Origin of the sequence: Constantimarinum furrinae (genome assembly GCF_014295415.1) — a bacterium.
Taxonomy (GTDB): domain Bacteria; phylum Bacteroidota; class Bacteroidia; order Flavobacteriales; family Flavobacteriaceae; genus Constantimarinum; species Constantimarinum furrinae.
Map to the genome: position 1 here is coordinate 2,754,095 of NZ_CP052909.1, position 17,418 is coordinate 2,771,512.

13 protein-coding genes are annotated in these 17,418 nt (G+C 40.7%); 7 read left to right on the plus strand and 6 right to left on the minus strand.

Annotation, left to right across the window (positions count from 1 at the left end):
• Positions 1–217: 217 nt before the first annotated feature.
• Entirely contained in the window at positions 218–1,399 is a 1,182-nt protein-coding gene (locus ALE3EI_RS12595; RefSeq protein ID WP_186989194.1) for a hypothetical protein, read from the plus strand.
• 80 nt (positions 1,400–1,479) lie between these two features.
• On the opposite strand, the gene lpdA is transcribed toward ALE3EI_RS12595, so the two are convergent.
• The 3 genes from lpdA to ALE3EI_RS12610 form a co-directional block, all read right to left on the minus strand.
• Positions 1,480–2,883 (minus strand): dihydrolipoyl dehydrogenase, encoded by a 1,404-nt coding sequence (lpdA, locus tag ALE3EI_RS12600; protein ID WP_186989196.1) that lies wholly within the window; start codon positions 2,881–2,883, stop codon positions 1,480–1,482.
• A 118-nt stretch (positions 2,884–3,001) separates the two neighbouring features.
• The gene (locus tag ALE3EI_RS12605) at positions 3,002–3,373 is read right to left on the minus strand and encodes a hypothetical protein (RefSeq protein ID WP_186989198.1); all 372 of its coding nucleotides are present in this window, start codon (positions 3,371–3,373) and stop codon (positions 3,002–3,004) included.
• Positions 3,374–3,376: 3 nt separating this feature from the next.
• The gene (locus tag ALE3EI_RS12610; protein WP_186989200.1) at positions 3,377–3,838 is read right to left on the minus strand and encodes an Lrp/AsnC family transcriptional regulator; all 462 of its coding nucleotides are present in this window, start codon (positions 3,836–3,838) and stop codon (positions 3,377–3,379) included.
• A 167-nt stretch (positions 3,839–4,005) separates the two neighbouring features.
• On the opposite strand from ALE3EI_RS12610, the gene ALE3EI_RS12615 reads away from it, so the two are divergent.
• Complete coding sequence (locus ALE3EI_RS12615; protein WP_186989202.1) at positions 4,006–5,205, plus strand: aminotransferase class I/II-fold pyridoxal phosphate-dependent enzyme; 1,200 nt, start codon at positions 4,006–4,008, stop codon at positions 5,203–5,205.
• 52 nt (positions 5,206–5,257) lie between these two features.
• On the opposite strand, the gene ALE3EI_RS12620 is transcribed toward ALE3EI_RS12615, so the two are convergent.
• The 3 genes from ALE3EI_RS12620 to ALE3EI_RS12630 form a co-directional block, all read right to left on the minus strand.
• The gene (locus ALE3EI_RS12620; RefSeq protein ID WP_186989204.1) at positions 5,258–7,864 is read right to left on the minus strand and encodes a beta strand repeat-containing protein; all 2,607 of its coding nucleotides are present in this window, start codon (positions 7,862–7,864) and stop codon (positions 5,258–5,260) included.
• A 109-nt stretch (positions 7,865–7,973) separates the two neighbouring features.
• Complete coding sequence (locus tag ALE3EI_RS12625) at positions 7,974–10,985, minus strand: tail fiber domain-containing protein (protein ID WP_186989205.1); 3,012 nt, start codon at positions 10,983–10,985, stop codon at positions 7,974–7,976.
• Between the two features lie 224 nt (positions 10,986–11,209).
• The gene (locus ALE3EI_RS12630; RefSeq protein WP_186989208.1) at positions 11,210–12,565 is read right to left on the minus strand and encodes a hypothetical protein; all 1,356 of its coding nucleotides are present in this window, start codon (positions 12,563–12,565) and stop codon (positions 11,210–11,212) included.
• A 304-nt stretch (positions 12,566–12,869) separates the two neighbouring features.
• Between ALE3EI_RS12630 and nhaC the strand changes: the two genes are divergently transcribed.
• The 5 genes from nhaC to ALE3EI_RS12655 all read left to right on the plus strand — a co-directional run bounded on the left by nhaC (position 12,870) and on the right by ALE3EI_RS12655 (position 17,336).
• Positions 12,870–14,357, plus strand: coding sequence for a Na+/H+ antiporter NhaC (nhaC, locus tag ALE3EI_RS12635; protein ID WP_186989209.1), 1,488 nt, complete (start codon positions 12,870–12,872; stop codon positions 14,355–14,357).
• A 187-nt stretch (positions 14,358–14,544) separates the two neighbouring features.
• A complete protein-coding gene (locus tag ALE3EI_RS12640; RefSeq protein WP_186989211.1) occupies positions 14,545–15,189 on the plus strand; it encodes a peroxiredoxin in 645 nt (214 codons plus the stop codon).
• A 180-nt stretch (positions 15,190–15,369) separates the two neighbouring features.
• Positions 15,370–15,870 (plus strand): thiol peroxidase, encoded by a 501-nt coding sequence (gene tpx / locus ALE3EI_RS12645; RefSeq protein ID WP_186989213.1) that lies wholly within the window; start codon positions 15,370–15,372, stop codon positions 15,868–15,870.
• Positions 15,870–16,229: a diacylglycerol kinase gene (locus tag ALE3EI_RS12650; RefSeq protein WP_186989216.1), complete on the plus strand. Its 360-nt coding sequence runs from the start codon at positions 15,870–15,872 to the stop codon at positions 16,227–16,229. The genes tpx and ALE3EI_RS12650 overlap by 1 nt, the downstream gene beginning before the upstream one ends.
• A gap of 102 nt (positions 16,230–16,331) precedes the next feature.
• Positions 16,332–17,336 carry a hypothetical protein gene (locus ALE3EI_RS12655; protein WP_186989218.1) on the plus strand — a complete coding sequence of 335 codons (1,005 nt, stop codon included), beginning with the start codon at positions 16,332–16,334 and terminating at the stop codon, positions 17,334–17,336.
• The last annotated feature ends 82 nt before the right edge of the window (positions 17,337–17,418 follow it).

The window sequence follows — 17,418 nt, forward strand, 5'->3', positions numbered from 1 at the left end:
TAAAACCTCTTATCGGTAAAACCCATCAAAATAGTCTGTAACACATTGATTATGAAATTAATAGAATATTTCCTGTTAAAATTCCTACCGTATATTACACTTTATCGTCGATTAAATGACGTTGAACGAAAATACGTGAATATCACCGACTTATATTTGGACAGGTGTAGGATTATTCTGTAATATTGTCCACAGATAACCCCAAATTATCGATAGAATGAGAAAAACTACTTATGCAATTATTGCCGTATTTATTTTAGCAATTGCCCCCGCAATTGCACAAGTTGGAATCGGAACCACCGGTCCAAAAAGTGTCCTGGATATTCAGGCATCCAATGAATTGCTTCCTGCTTACAACGACGGAATTTTAATCCCTCGCGTTAGTGCATTTCCCCTCGTTAATCCGGGAGCCGATCAAGATGGAATGATGATCTTCCTAACCAACCCTATTGGAACCGACGACAAAGGATTCTATTACTGGGATGATACTCCAAAGCGATGGAGAAGTATTGGAGCCGAAGAATGGAAAGACGGTTCTAATGAAAGTGGCGATCAGTATATTTATGCAACACAGGCCAAACTCTTAGGAACCGACATGGTGATCACCGATGACGGTCGCATAGGCTTTGGAACAGACGACCCCGTTGAACGTTTCGAGTTCAGAGGTCCCGGTGACAATGACTTTCAGATCACCAGTGCCAATACAAACCCACCAAACTTTATTTTATACAATACCGGTGGAACCATCGATGTTCCTACAGCTCTTGCAACCGATCAGGAAATTGGTGCACTAGTCATTAAAACCCATGATGGTACCGGCGTTAAAGAAAATGGTGGATTCAGATTTTATATGGATGGAACCCCAGCCCCCGGGAGTGTTCCTTCAAAATTCGTGATTAGTACGACCCCAAACGGTACAACAAGTCAGAGAGAACGTATCATTGTAAGAAGTACAGGAAATGTAGGTATAAGCGAATCCAATCCAACGGCTACCCTTCATTTGCGTGCCGGAACGGCTACCGCAGGATCTGCCCCCTTAAAATTCACTGCCGGAACCAATTTAGGTACCCCCGAAGCCGGAACTGTGGAATACGACGGAACCAACCTTTATTTCACACCCAATACGACAAGAAAAATATTACTAAAGGGGCTTACCAATACTGCAACCCTCGATTTTCCAAATATTCCGATCAACAGCTCGTCTGAACTTACTGTTACAGTTAACGGCGCCACAGTAGGCAGCTCATGCTCCTGTGCACCAAACGCTGCCATCGAGGCCGGACTAACTTGGAGTTGTTATGTGAGTGCAGTGAATACTGTAAGGATTAGATTATCAAACATTCAGAATACTGCGATTAACCCAGTAGGTAAAAACTGGAAAGTCACTGTGATAGAATAGCAACTACATCGATTCCCCCGACACAGATCGATGTGTTGTGTAAAAGAACCAGCTGTTAATTCAGCTGGTTTTTTTTTTGTTTAAATATGTAATGCTCGGTCTTCAGTGGCAGCTAAGGCTGCTTCCTTTACGGCTTCAGCATAGGTTGGATGTGCATGACTCATACGGGCAATATCCTCTGCACTGGCGCGGAATTCCATCGCAGTCACCGCTTCAGCAATAAGATCGGCCACTCTGGCTCCTACCATATGAACCCCTAATACTTCGTCTGTAGTTTTATCGGAAAGAATTTTCACGAATCCGTCGGTATCGCCACTGGCTCTGGATCGTCCAAGAGCCCGCATGGGGAACTGTCCCACTTTATATTCAGTGTTTGTCTCCTTCAGTTGTTCTTCAGTTTTCCCCACCGAAGCTACTTCTGGCCAGGTATACACCACTCCAGGAATTAAGTTATAATCGATATGCGGCTTTTGTCCGGCAAGGATCTCAGCAACCATTACCCCCTCCTCTTCAGCTTTATGAGCGAGCATTGCCCCACGTATCACATCACCAATGGCGTAGATATTCTTAATATTGGTTTGCAGGTGATCGTTTACCTCTATCATCCCACGTTCTGTAATCTTTACTCCGGCATTTTCGGCTTTGAGTCCGTCGGTAAAAGGTCTGCGACCTACTGAAACCAGACAATAATCACCCGTAAACGTAACTTCTTTATCTTTTTTATCGGTTGCGGTAACCGTGATTTCGTTCTTCTTGCGATCTACTGCCGAAACTTTATGGGACACAAAGAATTTTACCCCTTGTTTTTTCATCACTTTGGTGAGCTCTTTACTTTGGGCGCTATCCATGGTTGGAATAATTCGGTCCATATATTCTACAATAGAAACTTCAGAACCCAGGCGACGATAAACCTGGCCCAGTTCGAGACCAATCACTCCTCCCCCTATCACGATAAGGTGTTTCGGAACTTCTGAAAGGCTTAATGCTTCAGTGGAAGTGATGATGCGTTCCTTGTCGATTTTAATAAAAGGCAAGGATGCCGGTTTACTGCCGGTGGCAATGATCGTATTTTTGGCTTCAATGGTTTCAGTCTTCTTTCCGGAAGTTATTTCTATATGTGTGGCATCCTTAAATGCGCCAATACCGGTAAAAACGTCGATCTTATTTTTCCCCATTAGAAATTCGATTCCCTTCGTAGTTTGATCTACGACAGCCTGCTTACGCTCGATCATCTTTTTAAAATTGAGCTTTATTTCACCGGGGATCTCAATACCGTGATCTTCAAAATGCTTCATGGCGTCTTCGTAGTGATGTGAAGAATCTAATAACGCCTTGCTGGGAATACATCCCACATTAAGGCAGGTACCACCCAAAGTATTGTATTTTTCAATAATCGCAGTTTTCATTCCCAATTGTGCACAGCGAATAGCAGCTACATATCCTCCGGGACCTGAACCAATTACAGCAACATCATAGGAGCTCATAAAGTATACATTTTTTAGATTAACACAACCAGAGCCATACGTCCGGTGTTTGCAGATGCAAAAGTACAAATGTTTTATCGTAGTACAAGACGCTGAATAACCGAATATGTTGTACGGATTATTTTTTTCTGAAGATATAAAAACCCATCCAGACAGCAGCTATAAGACCAAGTGCCGACAGTATTGCGAACCACAACGGATTTCCAATATGGTCTGTCGCAATAAGATATGTCGTTTCTGTAGCGATAAGCATCGAAAGAAAAATATGCGGCCAAAAATTTCCTTTACCCCCAATGATCACTGCTAGAACACCGGATGCAACTCCGGCTGCAAGTGTAGCTACTCCTCCAATAATAAGATCTGATGTTGATGAAATCCCCCAGTGAACACCCTGAACTATTACACCCTGAGCCACGGTTGTTAATAATGCCAAAGCCAGTTCACCTACAATAACAGCCAGTATGGTTCTTAAAATTAGTTTAGACTTCATTTCTTATTTTATCTGAACAGCCGAAGTTCTTTTCACTTCATTTATCGTAAAAGAGCTTTGCGTACTGCCTATATGACGGAGGGTAGTGAGTTTTGTTACCATAAAACTACGGAATTCCTCCATATCCTTTACTACGACTTTCAGCAAATAGTCATATTCACCGCTAATATGATAACATTCCAACACCTCATCGAGCTTGGCCACTTCTTTTTCAAATTGGGTAAGATATTCCTTGGTGTGCTGTATAAGTTTAATCTGACAGAATACAACAAATCCCGAATTGACATTCTTATAATTCAATAACGCCACATAGTTTTGTATGGTTCCTTGGCGCTCCAGCTTTTTTATCCTTTCATACACAGCTGTAACCGAAAGATCCAATTTGTGTCCCAATTCTTTATTGGTTTGCTTACAATCTTTCTGAAGATAGGCTAATAGCTTTTTGTCGGTTGCATCCAATTTCATCTTAAAATTTTTTTTATTCTATCTCAAAAATAATACAAAATCTGAAAAATATACTGAAATAATGCATTTCTATAGATATATAATTTGAATATTTAAACATATCTTGATATAAATTATTATATAGGTTAGGTTTGAAGAATAATCAACACATCTTTAGATATTCAAATATGACATTCAAACCGGCAAACAACATACAGGATCTTCAATATTTTGGCGAATTTGGAGGAGTAAATCCTTCCATTTCCGATTCTTCGACCTACACTTTTCTATCGGCTAAAACCATGTTCGATACCTTTGAAGGCAATGCAGATGGTTGCTATTTATACTCGAGACATTCAACACCTTCTAATCTGTATTTAGGAGAAGCACTTGCTGCTATGGAAGGCACAGAAACTGCAAATGTTGCCGCCAGTGGTATGGGTGCTATCACTCCTACAATCCTTCAGTTTTGTCGGGCAGGCGATCATATTATTTCCAGCAGAACTATTTATGGTGGCACCTATGCCTTTCTGAAAAACTTTGCTCCGCGCTTAGGAATAAATACCTCCTTCGTGGATATTACCAAGCTCGACATTGTGGAAGCTTCAATTACTTCAGAAACCAAAATTATTTATTGCGAATCGGTAAGTAACCCACTATTGGAGGTTGCAGATATAAAGGCACTTGCAATACTTGCTAAAAAACACAACTTACAACTGCTCGTTGACAACACCTTTTCACCTCTTTCAATTTCACCTGCTCAATTGGGAGCCAATGTGGTATTACACAGTCTTACTAAATTTATTAACGGTAGCAGCGATACAATGGGCGGTGTCGTGTGCGGTAGTCGTGAACTGATAGATTCACTACGAAATGTAAATGACGGAGCCAGTATGTTGCTAGGAGCCTCTATGGACAGCCTACGGGCAGCTTCGATATTAAAAAACATGAGAACGCTTCATATTCGAATAAAACAGCATAGCCATAATGCCTTGTATTTGGCAGAAAAATTTGAAGCGCTCGGACTTAAAACCGTATATCCTGGATTGGCATCACATCCCGGTCATAAACTGTTCAAAGCAATGATGAATGAAGATTATGGTTATGGCGGAATGTTCACCATAGATGTAGGAAATATTGATAAAGCGAATGAGCTTATGGAACTTATGCAGGAACGAAATCTTGGATATCTCGCTGTGAGTCTCGGATTTTATAAAACCTTATTTAGTGCTCCGGGAAGCTCTACCTCTTCCGAAATTCCTGAAGAAGAACAAGTTGAAATGGGCCTAACCGATGGTTTGATCCGGTTTTCTATTGGTTTGGATGCCGATATAGCCCGTACCTTTGAAATGATGCGAACTTGTATGACTCAAGTAGGAATTCTCTAAAACCATCTCGCTAACTGAATTTTTACTCATCAGTATATAAACAGAGCTCATATTAATATTCCTTTTTGATGACAACATTGGTGGCATTGCTCGTGATTTGCGGTGAAGATGGACCACTAAAAACAGGTAATATTCTAAAAGTGACTACGTCGCCGGCATTTAAGGATAGATGGATGTTATAATTGTAATTTATTCCCCATGACGCAGAGGTAGCGGCTTCTTTTTGATTGTATATCTGATCATAATAACTACCGTTTACATAAACACGAAATAGGCAAACAGCATTATTTGACGATGCGGAGGAAAACGAAAAATTTAGATTTGCAATAATATTGTAAACTCCCGAGTAAGGTATGGTGTATGCTCCCGTTGAGGTATTATGAAGACCCCCACCGAGATTAAAGATAGCCGTATTCATTATCAATGCGGTTTCCGAATTCGTTGTCATCCCCCCAAGGTTTGAAGATCTTCCTAATCTTACAATGGCTTTATCTTCATTTATAGGGTCCACCCAACTCAAATTTCCTGCACCATCAGTTTGTATGATCTGATTTGCCGTTCCCCTGGATGCAGGGAACGTATAAGTGTTCGATCCATTTGTTCCTATTGCGACAGCCCCCTGAAAGTAACCTGCAAAACTATTTGTTTTTAAGACAGAAGAATATACGCCGTAATGGGTACCTCCTGCAGTATTGTTTATAAAATTATATAAACCGTATTTTACGCCGGTCCCGGATCCGGACAGACTATTTCTAACTCCGTAATGAATTCCGTTTCCACTATCAATTATATTATTATAAACGCCTGTTTTAGTTCCATTACCGGTTCCGGCTAATCTGTTTTCTACTCCAATTTGAGGCCCCGCTCCGGATCCCGTAAATTGGGTATACATCCCTTTATGCTCACTATTAGCTGTGCTTAACATATCATTTCTAACACCCGTTTGATCTCCTGTGCTGCTGTTGGAGAAGGAATTATATGTAGCGAACTGGGCAGTCGATCCAGTATTTCGCATTTGATTGAGAGTACCAAATTGATTCCCAGCTCCTGTTCCAATAAGCTGGTTAAGTGTTCCATAGTGAGAACCATTTCCACTTACACTAATACTGTTATAAGACCCGTATTGAAATCCAGCAGAGATCCCCGTTAAAACGTTGTTAACACCCATAGTATCACCATTGGCACTTTCAATTTCGTTAAACACTCCTTTCTTAAGTCCGGTAGCGCCCACAGTTCCAAAATCGATATTGTTGTGGATCCCTGTCTTGTCTCCTGTTCCGTCCACAAGTAGATTATTAGAAATTCCCGTAATATTCCCTGTTGTTCCAAGTACCGTATTGGTTATATTTCCGGAATTTCCGGTTGAACCTAATTGCGTAAAAGATCCTGCGATACCAGAGGTATCATTTTCAACATCCAGTTTAGCATTCGCCGTAGTTTTTCCAATGGCTACGTTATCTGTAGTGTTTGTGGGATATAATATGGTACTTCCAGTAGTGTCGATGACCCAATCCTCATCGTCTAAGGTGGATGGATCGACCCAACTTATATTACCACTGCCATCTGTTTGCATTACCTGTGCATTAGTTCCCCTTGAAGCGGGAAAAATGTAATGATCGGGAGTGCCGGTTCCAAAGGGATTGTTCGTGCCAATCGCAACGTCACCTACGAAAAAACCCGCAAAGCTGGCTGGCTTTAATACATTTGAAAGCACTCCATAATGTGTCCCCCCGGCAGAGGGATTAACAAAGTTATAAGACCCTACTTTACGCCCGCCTCCACTACCCGTAAGTGAATTACTAACACCAAAATGATCACCACTACCTGTTCCACTTAATTGATTTTGAAGACCTAATAAAAATCCACTGTTTGTATCGGTCATATCATTATAAAACCCTCTAACTAATCCTGTTCCACTAGAATTAATCTCGTTATGAACCCCGGCTACAAGATTATTTGTAGAATTTTGAATGTCATTCCAGATTCCGTATTTGGTGCCAGAGCTTGAAAGTGTATTTCTTACACCGTATTTTGCACTGGAATTGGATCCGTTAAGAAAATTAGAGACCCCGTAATGTGCTCCTGTTCCTACTCCATCAACAAGGTTATAAGACCCGTGATGATTTCCACTACCTGTATTGCTATTTTGGCTGTAAATACCATATGCCGTGGTATTATCTGCACCGGAAATGCGAGCACTTATCGCTCTTATTCCCGAAGTTGCCTCAACATCCAAAGGGTAGGTGGCGTTATTCTTACCAATGGCGACATTTCCCAAGGTATATATCTCATCATTAATATCGTTCGGCGCGCTAGTCGTTCCCTCCTCATACCAATCGGCATCATCGGAAGCAGTAGATGTAGTCACCAGTCGCTCCCAGATGGTTCCGTTAAAATAATAGTATCCAACCCCAGAACCGCCAGATACCGATGCATTGGTGTTATATATCAACAAGCCGCTAGCTGCGGTATTAGTGCCGTCGAGCATCGTAGATGTCACATCACCTAATGAAACCCTGGGTATTAGTATTCCCTTATCGGTTGCGCTAATATCCAGAGCGGAAGAAGCGTCAGGAGTTGTTGTTCCGACACCTACCTGAGCATCTATAGATAAACTTGTAAATAGAATGAAAATTACGAGGAGGATAGCTTCTTTCATAACGAATTAGTTTAGTAGCTAAAAGTACTGGCTCAACATCTAAACCAATGCGACATATGTAACAAGTAATGGTCGGGATGTAACATTTAAATTAGCGGAAGCAAGAATCTTATTGTTTCTGATTTATATGTACTGAAAGAAATGCTTTGATTTCTGAAAGTTCTGTGTTAAGATGATCCAATTTTTGTTGTTGATTATCATATAATTTTTTTAGAGAATCAATTTGTTCCTGTTGTTCCTGAATGGCTTTTGTTAAAATGGGAACCATACCTATATAGTTTACACTTTTAATTAGCCTTTCATCATTGGAAGGATCGTTAAAGTCTCCTGAAGTCAGTTTAGTAAGCACTACTAAATTCGGAAATACATTTTCCATTTCCTGTGCTATAAACCCAATTTGCTTGTTTCTTGGAAAACCGTATTTTTCTGCTTCTGTACTTCTGAAATAATAATTCGTTACTCTCAGGTTTCTCACTTTATCAATAAGCGTTTCGGTATTCTGAATTCTATCCTTCAAAATCTCATCTGAAGGATTTGTAAATGTGCCCGAAACAAACACATCTCCTGCAAAATAACCCGCATAACTCGATGCTTTAGTGGCTGAAGAATACACACCATAATGTGTTCCACCTGCCGTATTTGATATTGAACTGTATACTCCATACTTATTTCCGGTTCCACTTCCGCTTAAGACATTTATGGTTCCAAAATGATTTGAATTGCCTGTATTCACAATGTTTGAATAAAAACCTCGCTGAATCCCGGTGGCATTGCCTCCTATCGATGCCACAAATCCTCGGGTTTCACCAGACCCATCACCTACCATGGACGCATAAAACCCTGAATGTGTGCCCGATCCACTTCCATCTAAGAGGTTATAGGTACCGTTGTGTTGTCCGTTTCCGGTTCCGGAGAGTGAATTGTAGGTACCGTGATGAATGCCATCACCCGGACTACTGTTCGCGCTATAATTCCCGTATTGCGTTCCGGTTCCCGTCACAGAATTCTGGATTTGTGTATATATACCGGCCAGAACACCATTGCCTCCGGCAAAATAATTATTAAATGCACCTATTTGGTTACCATTGCCAATAGTACCCGAAAATTCATTCCAGGTCCCGGTAAGGTGCCCTGTTCCTGCCGAAAAGGTATTTCGAGTTCCCGTATGAAAACCACTGCCGGTTCCGGACAATGTGTTTTCTGCTCCCATGTGATCTCCGTTTCCTGTATTCGAAATAATACTCCTCATACCTAGTTGATTACCAGCTCCTGTACCAGCTAAAAGTTGATAGGATCCATAATGAACCCCTCCACCCGGACTGGAATTCTGAAGATACATTCCGTACTGCGAACCGGTACCCAAGGCCGTAGTAGAAATACTCGTATAGGAGCCGGCCAGAATTCCATCACCCCCGGCTAAAAATGTATTATAAGCCCCTAATTGGTTACCATTTCCAACGTTATCAGAAAATTGCGTCCATGCACCTGTTAAATTCCCGGTTCCTTCAGTAAAACTGCTAAACATCCCCGTGTGTAAGCCGGAACCAGTTCCTGAAAACGTATTATGCATACCCCAATGAGATCCACTTCCCGTATTGTTTACACTATTCGCTACACCATATTGGATACCGTCACCGGTTCCCCCTAAAGAGCTATAAACGCCCCAGTGCTCCCCTGTTCCGGTATTTGATATAATATGTCTGCTACCTACCTGAGGTCCACTGCCTGTTCCTGTCAAATCGGTGCGCACCCCATAGTGAACATTAGTTCCTCCCCCGGTCAATAGATTATATACACCATAATGAGCGCCATTACCGTTACCCTGTAAATAATTTACTCCACCGTAATGGTCACCATCTTGATTATTGGCTATATTGGCATAAAACCCTCTGTGTATTCCTGTTCCTGTTCCTATTACCGACGCGACAAATCCTCTGGTTTCTCCAGTCCCACTACCGGTAAGTGAAGCGTAAAATCCACTTTTAGTACCGTTCCCGGTACCGGACAAAGAATTATAGGTGCCGCGCTGTGTTCCACTACCTGTTCCATTCAAACTTTGATATGTCCCGTAGTTGATTCCGCTTCCGGTACCGCTAATACTATTATACGATCCATAAAAATCGCCATTTCCGGCGCCATTCACGGCAGATAATGTTCCAATGGCATCACTGTCATTTCCCGCATCGGCAGTGATGTTGTTATTCACCCCATATTGTATAACATTACTTGCCGTGGCCACAGTATTTTGCACTCCGGTTTGAGATCCTGTAGCTGTCCCTTGAATACTGTTGTTCACTCCGGTCTTAGAACTTCCGCTTCCCGAGATCGTATTGCGAACTCCGGTTTTAGCGCCTGTTGCGGTAGCACTTGAAAGATCGTTTCTCACACCATTTATAAGTCCGCTACCACCCCGCCCTATATTATTGAATACTCCATCGGAATTACCACTGGCACCCGACCCGAGAATATCGTTTCGCACACCAATATGCCAACCAGTTCCCGTATGCTGCACATTATTGTTTATGCCCGTTACGGCTCCTGAACCACTACCGCCCAGTAAATTATACATCCCTCGCATTCCCCCGGTACCCGTGAATGTGGTTTGGTTGTGAATATTGGCTGTGTTGGTGGTCGCAGCATTCGTTGAGTTTATATTAATCACCCTGGTTGCCGTTGTATTAATGATCTCCTCCACCTCGAGCCTGTAATCGGCTGTATTCTTGCCTATAGCAACGTTACCTGAAGTAAATATATCATCTGTAATTGCTGTCGGACTTGTGGTTGTCCCCTCCTGAAACCAGTCGGAATCACCGCTTACCGAAGCCGTAGTTATCAATTTTTCCCAGATCGTTCCGTTAAAATAATAATAACCTATTCCTGCCCCACCGGTAACTCCGGCATTGGTGTTATAGATCATCAAGCCAGTCGCCGCAGTATTAATACCGTCTAACATGGTATCTGTTATTGCGCCAAGTACAACATTTGGAATTAACACCCCTTTATCTGTAGAGGACACTTCCAGCATGGAAGAGGGGTCGGGGGTAACGGTTCCAATACCTACCTGGGCATTCAAAATAAACGTGGGGAAAATAAGCGCCGAAAATAATATTATCCTTTTCATATCATTAAAATTTATGAAGCAGGATAATGATCAAGAAGAAGAGGGATATATCAAATATAAAACATTCTTATTGAAGTAAATACAGGAAAAATCCTAAATTTAAACAGGGTGTAACCCCCTTTTATTTATTTAAATAATTGTAGAAAAGCTTATGAGAATTTATACTACCTATTAATGAAAATACACGGTATAATTAATTAGCATAAGGTCAAGAGTGCGTTCTATTAATCAACTAATTCGATATTAAAATACGTACCATCGGGTAAAATGCTAATTGCGTTATTTGAAGCGTCTGAAAATACGTAAAGCTGATCATAGGCATTCAATTGTACATATTTGGTTACCGTAATAGTCGTAGTGTCACCATTTCCTACAAAACCATATCCTGCCGACCCCTGAACTGCATTGGAAGAACCCCAGCCTTTTGCAAGATAAAATTTTACATTGGTATCTGAACCATTCGCTTTACTCACCGAAATGGCATATGTAACCCTGTAAACACCCGATTGAACTACCTGGAAGCCATTAGAACTTGTATTAATTCCTTGCGTGATCACGGTATTTCCAAAATTTATTGGATTATATTGTGACAAGGAACTAGTCGAATTAGCGTTCATCTCAGCAAATATTTTTTGTTCACCCGAAACTTCTTGCCAACTGGCGTTTCCATTCGCATCAGATGTGAGCACTTTACCATTCCCTTGGGTTCCATCGGTGATCTTTAAGATTCCATCAATCTTAACATTCCCCTTTACTTCTAACTTTTCAGAAGGAGTGTTCGTTCCTATACCTACTTTGGTTGCATTCCAGTTTGTAATATCACTTATTGAATTTCCTAAAATAATGGTATTAGCATTAGTTGCGTTTGCACCATATCCTACGGCGGTGGCATTCTGTCCGGAAGCTGTAGAGGAATTTCCAAAAACAGCACTGTTTAATCCACTAGCAACAGCATTGGCACCCAGTGCCAAGCTGTAATTATTGGTTGTTGCCTGAGCATTATATCCTATTGCCGTAGATCGGTATCCGGAGGCAATCGTTGAATATCCCAAGGCAATGGATTCGTTTGTAGTAGCACTAGCGTTGGTACCGATAGCTATTGCATTATTCACATTTGAAGCAGCTCCAAGGCCTAGTAATAATCCACCATTTGGATGGAATGAAGCTATTTTTTGGTTATTTACTTTAAAGGTTAATGCGCTCCAATTTGTAGATCCTATAAAGTCATTTGCAGTAAGTTCATTTCCTTGCAAAGTCCATTTGTGAGGATCTGAAGAGCCACCTCCGGAAGCATTGGAGCTAAATTCGGTCCATTGGGAACCGTTCCAAAAATAGAATCCCGGTGTAATTTCACTATTACTCGTAGTGTTGTACACTAACAGACTTTCGACCGGATTTAATATTGTTGTGGTATCATTCAGTCCTATTAGAGCAATTCTAGGAATCAGCAAACCTTTGTCTGAAGCACTTATATCTAAAATACTGGATGCGTTAGGCGTAGTTGTATTTATTCCAACCTGACCATTTATAACGGAAAAGGTTAGCATGAATAACAGAGTAAGAGGAGCTAAAAATTTCATAAGTATTAATTTGGGATGGCAAATCTAATATTAGAAACAATTCCTACAAATTTCCAGATATACTTTTCGATAATTTGTGTTTTATCGTCGATGAAATACATAAAAAGTAGGTTTTATCTTAATAATTTGTGTGATAATTTTTATTCTTCCTACACAAGATCAATGGAATGGAAGTCCAATCTCCAAGTATTAAACTGTATTATTTTAAACTTTAGCTTCCTATCGATAGATATTCATAGCGAATTTCAAATTTGCATACCTTTTTACAAAATCGTAACATTACATTTCATAAAAACTAACCGGCATGCAGGATAAGGACAACCTTTCAGAAATTAAAATTGATGACCAGAAGATCGTAGAAAACCTAGAATTGAATATCTGGGAGGCATTAATTCCCGTCTTCGCGCTTGTTGCCATGCTTTTTTACAACGTTTTTTACGCCTATGGCGACTCCGCCTTAGATGGAAGCAATCAATTTATTCTTTTATTGGGCGCTGCGGTGGCGGCTATAGTTGGGACATTTAACAAAGTCTCCTATACCCGAATGGTGGAAGAAGTGGCCGAAAATATCAAATCGACCACAGGAGCCTTATTAATTCTTTTAATGGTTGGTGCGCTGGCAGGCACCTGGCTTATTAGCGGAATTATTCCAACAATGATATACTATGGTATGCAAGTCCTTAATCCAACGATCTTTCTGGCTTCCTGTGTAATTATTTGTTCTGTGATCTCAATTGCTACAGGGAGTAGCTGGACCACGTCTGCCACTGTAGGTATTGCTCTAATCGGTATTGCAGAAGCACTTGGAATTTCCCTGGGAATGACTGCGGGAGCTGTTTTGTCGGGGGCGTATTTTGGAGACAAGCTTTCCCCTCTTAGCGATACAACAAACCTTGCTCCGGCAATGGCGGGCACCGATTTGTTTACTCATATTAAATATATGACCTATACCACGGTACCCACCATAATTATCACTTTACTGATTTTTATTATTATCGGATTCGGATTGGATCCACAAGGAGCAGCAGATACCACTTCTATTCTAAATTCAATTGATGCATCTTTCAATATAAGCCCGTGGTTGTTTGTGGTTCCTCTGTTAGTTATCGTAATGATCATTAGAAAAACTCCCCCACTTATAGCGCTATTAGCTGGGACCCTATTAGGCGGACTCGCTGCCCTGATCTTTCAACCCAATATCGTTGCGACGGTGGGTGGCGGAACAAATCTTGACTTTACTACGGGTTACAAAGGAATTATGAACGCAATTACCGTTGATACTTCGGTTGCTACCGATAGTGAGGCGCTTAATGATCTGTTTTCGGCAGGTGGAATGAGTGGTATGTTGGGCACCATCTGGTTGATCATCTGCGCCATGGTCTTTGGAGGCGTCATGGATGCCATCGGGGCTTTAGCAAGGATAAGTAAGGCGCTCTTAAAATTATTTCATACCACCTTCGGATTATTTGCTAGCACGGTAGCAAGTTGTCTTGCGCTAAACCTTACCGCAAGTGATCAATATCTGGCCATTGTGGTCCCTGGAAAAATGTACAGTAAAGCATTTAAGGAAAAGGGACTGGCGCCCGAAAATCTATCTCGTACACTCGAGGATAGCGGTACGGTAACTTCGGTTTTAGTTCCATGGAATACCTGTGGTGCGTACCAGAGTGGTGTTCTAGGTGTACCGGTACTCGATTATTTCGCCTTTGCTATCTTTAACTGGCTGAGTCCGTTTATGACTCTTATTTTTGCCGGATTCAGAATAAAAATAAGGCAACTCACTACAAAATAGACCTTTGCGCAACAGGAATACTTTTTTCTAAAAAAATAGAGAAATTGGTTTTTAAATAGCTATTAGAATTTGTACTTTTGCACCCGCATTTGAGAGATGGTTTTTATCTTAAAAATGCCGGCGAACCGATACCTTTTTCATTTCGGTTTACGATTAAAATATTAGTATAATTCTAAAAGAAAAAAATATGTCAATTGTAGGAAAAAAATTCCCGAATCTGTTTGTTGATGCAACTTCTAAAAGCGGAATTACCCAAAAACTGAATGTTCTTGAAAAAGCTACAACGGAAGGAAAAAAAGTGATACTGTTCTGGTATCCAAAGGATTTTACCTTTGTTTGCCCAACCGAACTTCACGCTTTTCAGGCTGCAATGGACGAGTTTGAAAAGAGAAATACAATCGTTATTGGTGCTTCGTGTGATACTCCTGAAGTTCATTTTGCATGGCTGAATACGCCAAAGAACCAGGGAGGGATTCAAGGTATTACCTACCCTATCCTTGCAGACAGCAACCGAAACCTGTCATCACAATTGGATATCCTCGATATCACCAACGAACGCTATGACGAAGAAACCGGAAATGTGCTTGTTGATGGTGACAATGTTACCTATCGTGCCACTTATCTAATTGACGAAGAAGGAACGGTATTTCACGAAAGTGTAAATCATATGCCATTAGGACGCAACGTTTCCGAATTTCTAAGACTAATAGATGCATACAGTCACGTTCAGCAAAACGGAGAAGTTTGTCCTGCTAACTGGCAGGAAGGAGCTACTGCAATGAACGCAGACCGCGATGGTGTTGCTGCTTATTTAAGCGAGCATATGAATTAAAAATTTAAACTGAAAAGTTTATAGTTAAGTTAAGTTAGGTTAAGTTTCAAGACCCCTTCGGTTTATTCTGAAGGGGTTTTGTGTTTTAAGTACGGAAGTCGTTAATCATATAATTTTGAGAAAACAAATCTTCAAACTTATTTCATTTATGTATTTTTATAGTTCTTAAATTCAAAAAACATGGCAAAAATAACTCTGGGTGGAAATCCGGTAGAAACATTAGGAAGCCTTCCCGATGTGGGATCGAAAGCTCCCGAGTTTACACTCATAACCACCGATTTGTCTTCAAAGAGCCTATCGGAATACAAAGGCGTGAAAGTATTGCTCAATATTTTCCCCAGCATCGATACAGGTATTTGTGCAACCTCCACCAGAAAATTTAATGTTGAAGCCGCCGGTCTGGAAAACACCAGAGTTTTATGCATATCCCGGGATACTCCGTTTGCACAGAAAAGATTTTGCGCTGCAGAAGGCATTGAGCATGTGGAAATGTTATCAGATTTTAATAAAGGTAGTTTCGGAAAGGATTACAATCTGGAAATGATTGACGGAGCCATGCAGGGATTTCACTCACGGGCCATAGTGGTATTGGACGAATTTGGCACCGTACTTTATAAGGAGCAGGTCCCCGAAATTGGAAAGGAACCCGATTATAAAGCTGCACTTAATGCCATAACATAATGTGGAACAGCTTTCTTGGTAAACGCCTTAAGGGATGTGGTTATGCGATAAAAGGCGCGTGGATGCTCATTAGAAATGAAGCCAGCATTCAGGTGCAGGTATTCATTGGAATTATTATGACCATCGCCGGCTTCTATTTCGATATTTCTACTACAGAATGGATCATGCAGTGTTTTGCAATCGGACTTATTCTCAGTGTTGAAGGATTAAATACCGCCGCCGAGGAGATCGCCAATTTTGTACACCCCGATTTTCATAACAAGATCGGCTATATTAAAGATGTGGCAGCAGGAGCCGTTTTCTTCGCTGCAGTTACGGCGGTTATTATCGGGTTAATTATATATCTTCCAAAATTTTAGAACTCCCAAACATTTGATTGACAGGTAATTATTAGCGAATTCCATTTAATTGTTTAGAATTTTTCTCTAATTTTAAATGCTAGCTCATATCAAATATCTATTATGAAAAAATTACTAAGGCTTTCGAGCATTGGTTTTTACATCTTAATGTTATTCACTTTTTTTATCATCGGACTCTATTTTGCGGAATTTATTGGAGCAGGTAAGAATCAAGGATTAGCCGGCGGTGCTATCGTACTTGGCTACGGAGTTCTGTTTGCGGGAATTGCCTTTTTTGCCTCATTTTTTATCGCATATTATGTTGAAACAAAATTGTTAAGAAAAATAAACTGGGTGCTGTTGACCCTCTTGTTAATTGCCTGTGGTAATAAATACTACGAGTTTAAACAACGTGATGCGCTTCAGCAAGAACAAAACAAACCCTATCAACAAAACCCTAAACAGGAAAGGAAAGTTACAGCGCCTGCGTCGGCACTTCCTACTGCGACCAATCTCTTTAAAAGAATAAGAAAACCCGAAATCGACGCGGAACAATACAACGACAGTAATATTATGGGATTGGGGTATTTCAGTCCGAATTTTTATGAAAATAACGTGTTGTATTTCTACGGAAATCTCAATCTGGAAAAATCTATCATGGAACATAGTCCGTATGATAGTATCACCTTTAAAAGGAATAAACACAATGTGTTTGAAATAGCCACAGCACCTCCCTGGCTGGTGCCCGATATGCTAAAACTGGACTATGATATGTTGTATTTTAAGATCGTAAGTGTAAGTCAGGAATTTGCTGAAGTTGTGGTAAATGCAACAACGAATCAGACATCCTTTGTCGATCGTCGATCCGGAGATATCGCGTACTGGCCCGATTTTTTAATGAGTGTTCATTCGGTTGAATTTATCGATTCGAAAGAAAGAGTAAAAGTTCGCGATTTTGAAGAAAGCGGAGATGTAAACACTTCCTTCGCCTTTATGAAACCTGTTAAAGTAAAGGATGATTGGATGTATGTCTTTTTGTTGGATGGTGAATTTAATAATGTGGGGAAAGGCTGGATACAGTGGAAAAGAGACGGAAAATTGTTAATTCTGTATAATTTATTGAGCTAATAAGTATTCAGGTGTTTTAGAAAATTTTATGTAGTTTGGGACGTTTTGTTATTGTATTTTTGCTAAAAGACAACCCTACCAT

Bases quoted from the DNA above. Each gene is read 5' to 3' on its own strand.
- ALE3EI_RS12595 (WP_186989194.1), top strand. From the start codon at position 218: ATGAGAAAAACTACTTATGCAATTATTGCCGTATTTATTTTAGCAATT.
- lpdA (WP_186989196.1), bottom strand. From the start codon at position 2,883: ATGAGCTCCTATGATGTTGCTGTAATTGGTTCAGGTCCCGGAGGATAT.
- ALE3EI_RS12605 (WP_186989198.1), bottom strand. From the start codon at position 3,373: ATGAAGTCTAAACTAATTTTAAGAACCATACTGGCTGTTATTGTAGGT.
- ALE3EI_RS12610 (WP_186989200.1), bottom strand. From the start codon at position 3,838: ATGAAATTGGATGCAACCGACAAAAAGCTATTAGCCTATCTTCAGAAA.
- ALE3EI_RS12615 (WP_186989202.1), top strand. From the start codon at position 4,006: ATGACATTCAAACCGGCAAACAACATACAGGATCTTCAATATTTTGGC.
- ALE3EI_RS12620 (WP_186989204.1), bottom strand. From the start codon at position 7,864: ATGAAAGAAGCTATCCTCCTCGTAATTTTCATTCTATTTACAAGTTTA.
- ALE3EI_RS12625 (WP_186989205.1), bottom strand. From the start codon at position 10,985: ATGAAAAGGATAATATTATTTTCGGCGCTTATTTTCCCCACGTTTATT.
- ALE3EI_RS12630 (WP_186989208.1), bottom strand. From the start codon at position 12,565: ATGAAATTTTTAGCTCCTCTTACTCTGTTATTCATGCTAACCTTTTCC.
- nhaC (WP_186989209.1), top strand. From the start codon at position 12,870: ATGCAGGATAAGGACAACCTTTCAGAAATTAAAATTGATGACCAGAAG.
- ALE3EI_RS12640 (WP_186989211.1), top strand. From the start codon at position 14,545: ATGTCAATTGTAGGAAAAAAATTCCCGAATCTGTTTGTTGATGCAACT.
- tpx (WP_186989213.1), top strand. From the start codon at position 15,370: ATGGCAAAAATAACTCTGGGTGGAAATCCGGTAGAAACATTAGGAAGC.
- ALE3EI_RS12650 (WP_186989216.1), top strand. From the start codon at position 15,870: ATGTGGAACAGCTTTCTTGGTAAACGCCTTAAGGGATGTGGTTATGCG.
- ALE3EI_RS12655 (WP_186989218.1), top strand. From the start codon at position 16,332: ATGAAAAAATTACTAAGGCTTTCGAGCATTGGTTTTTACATCTTAATG.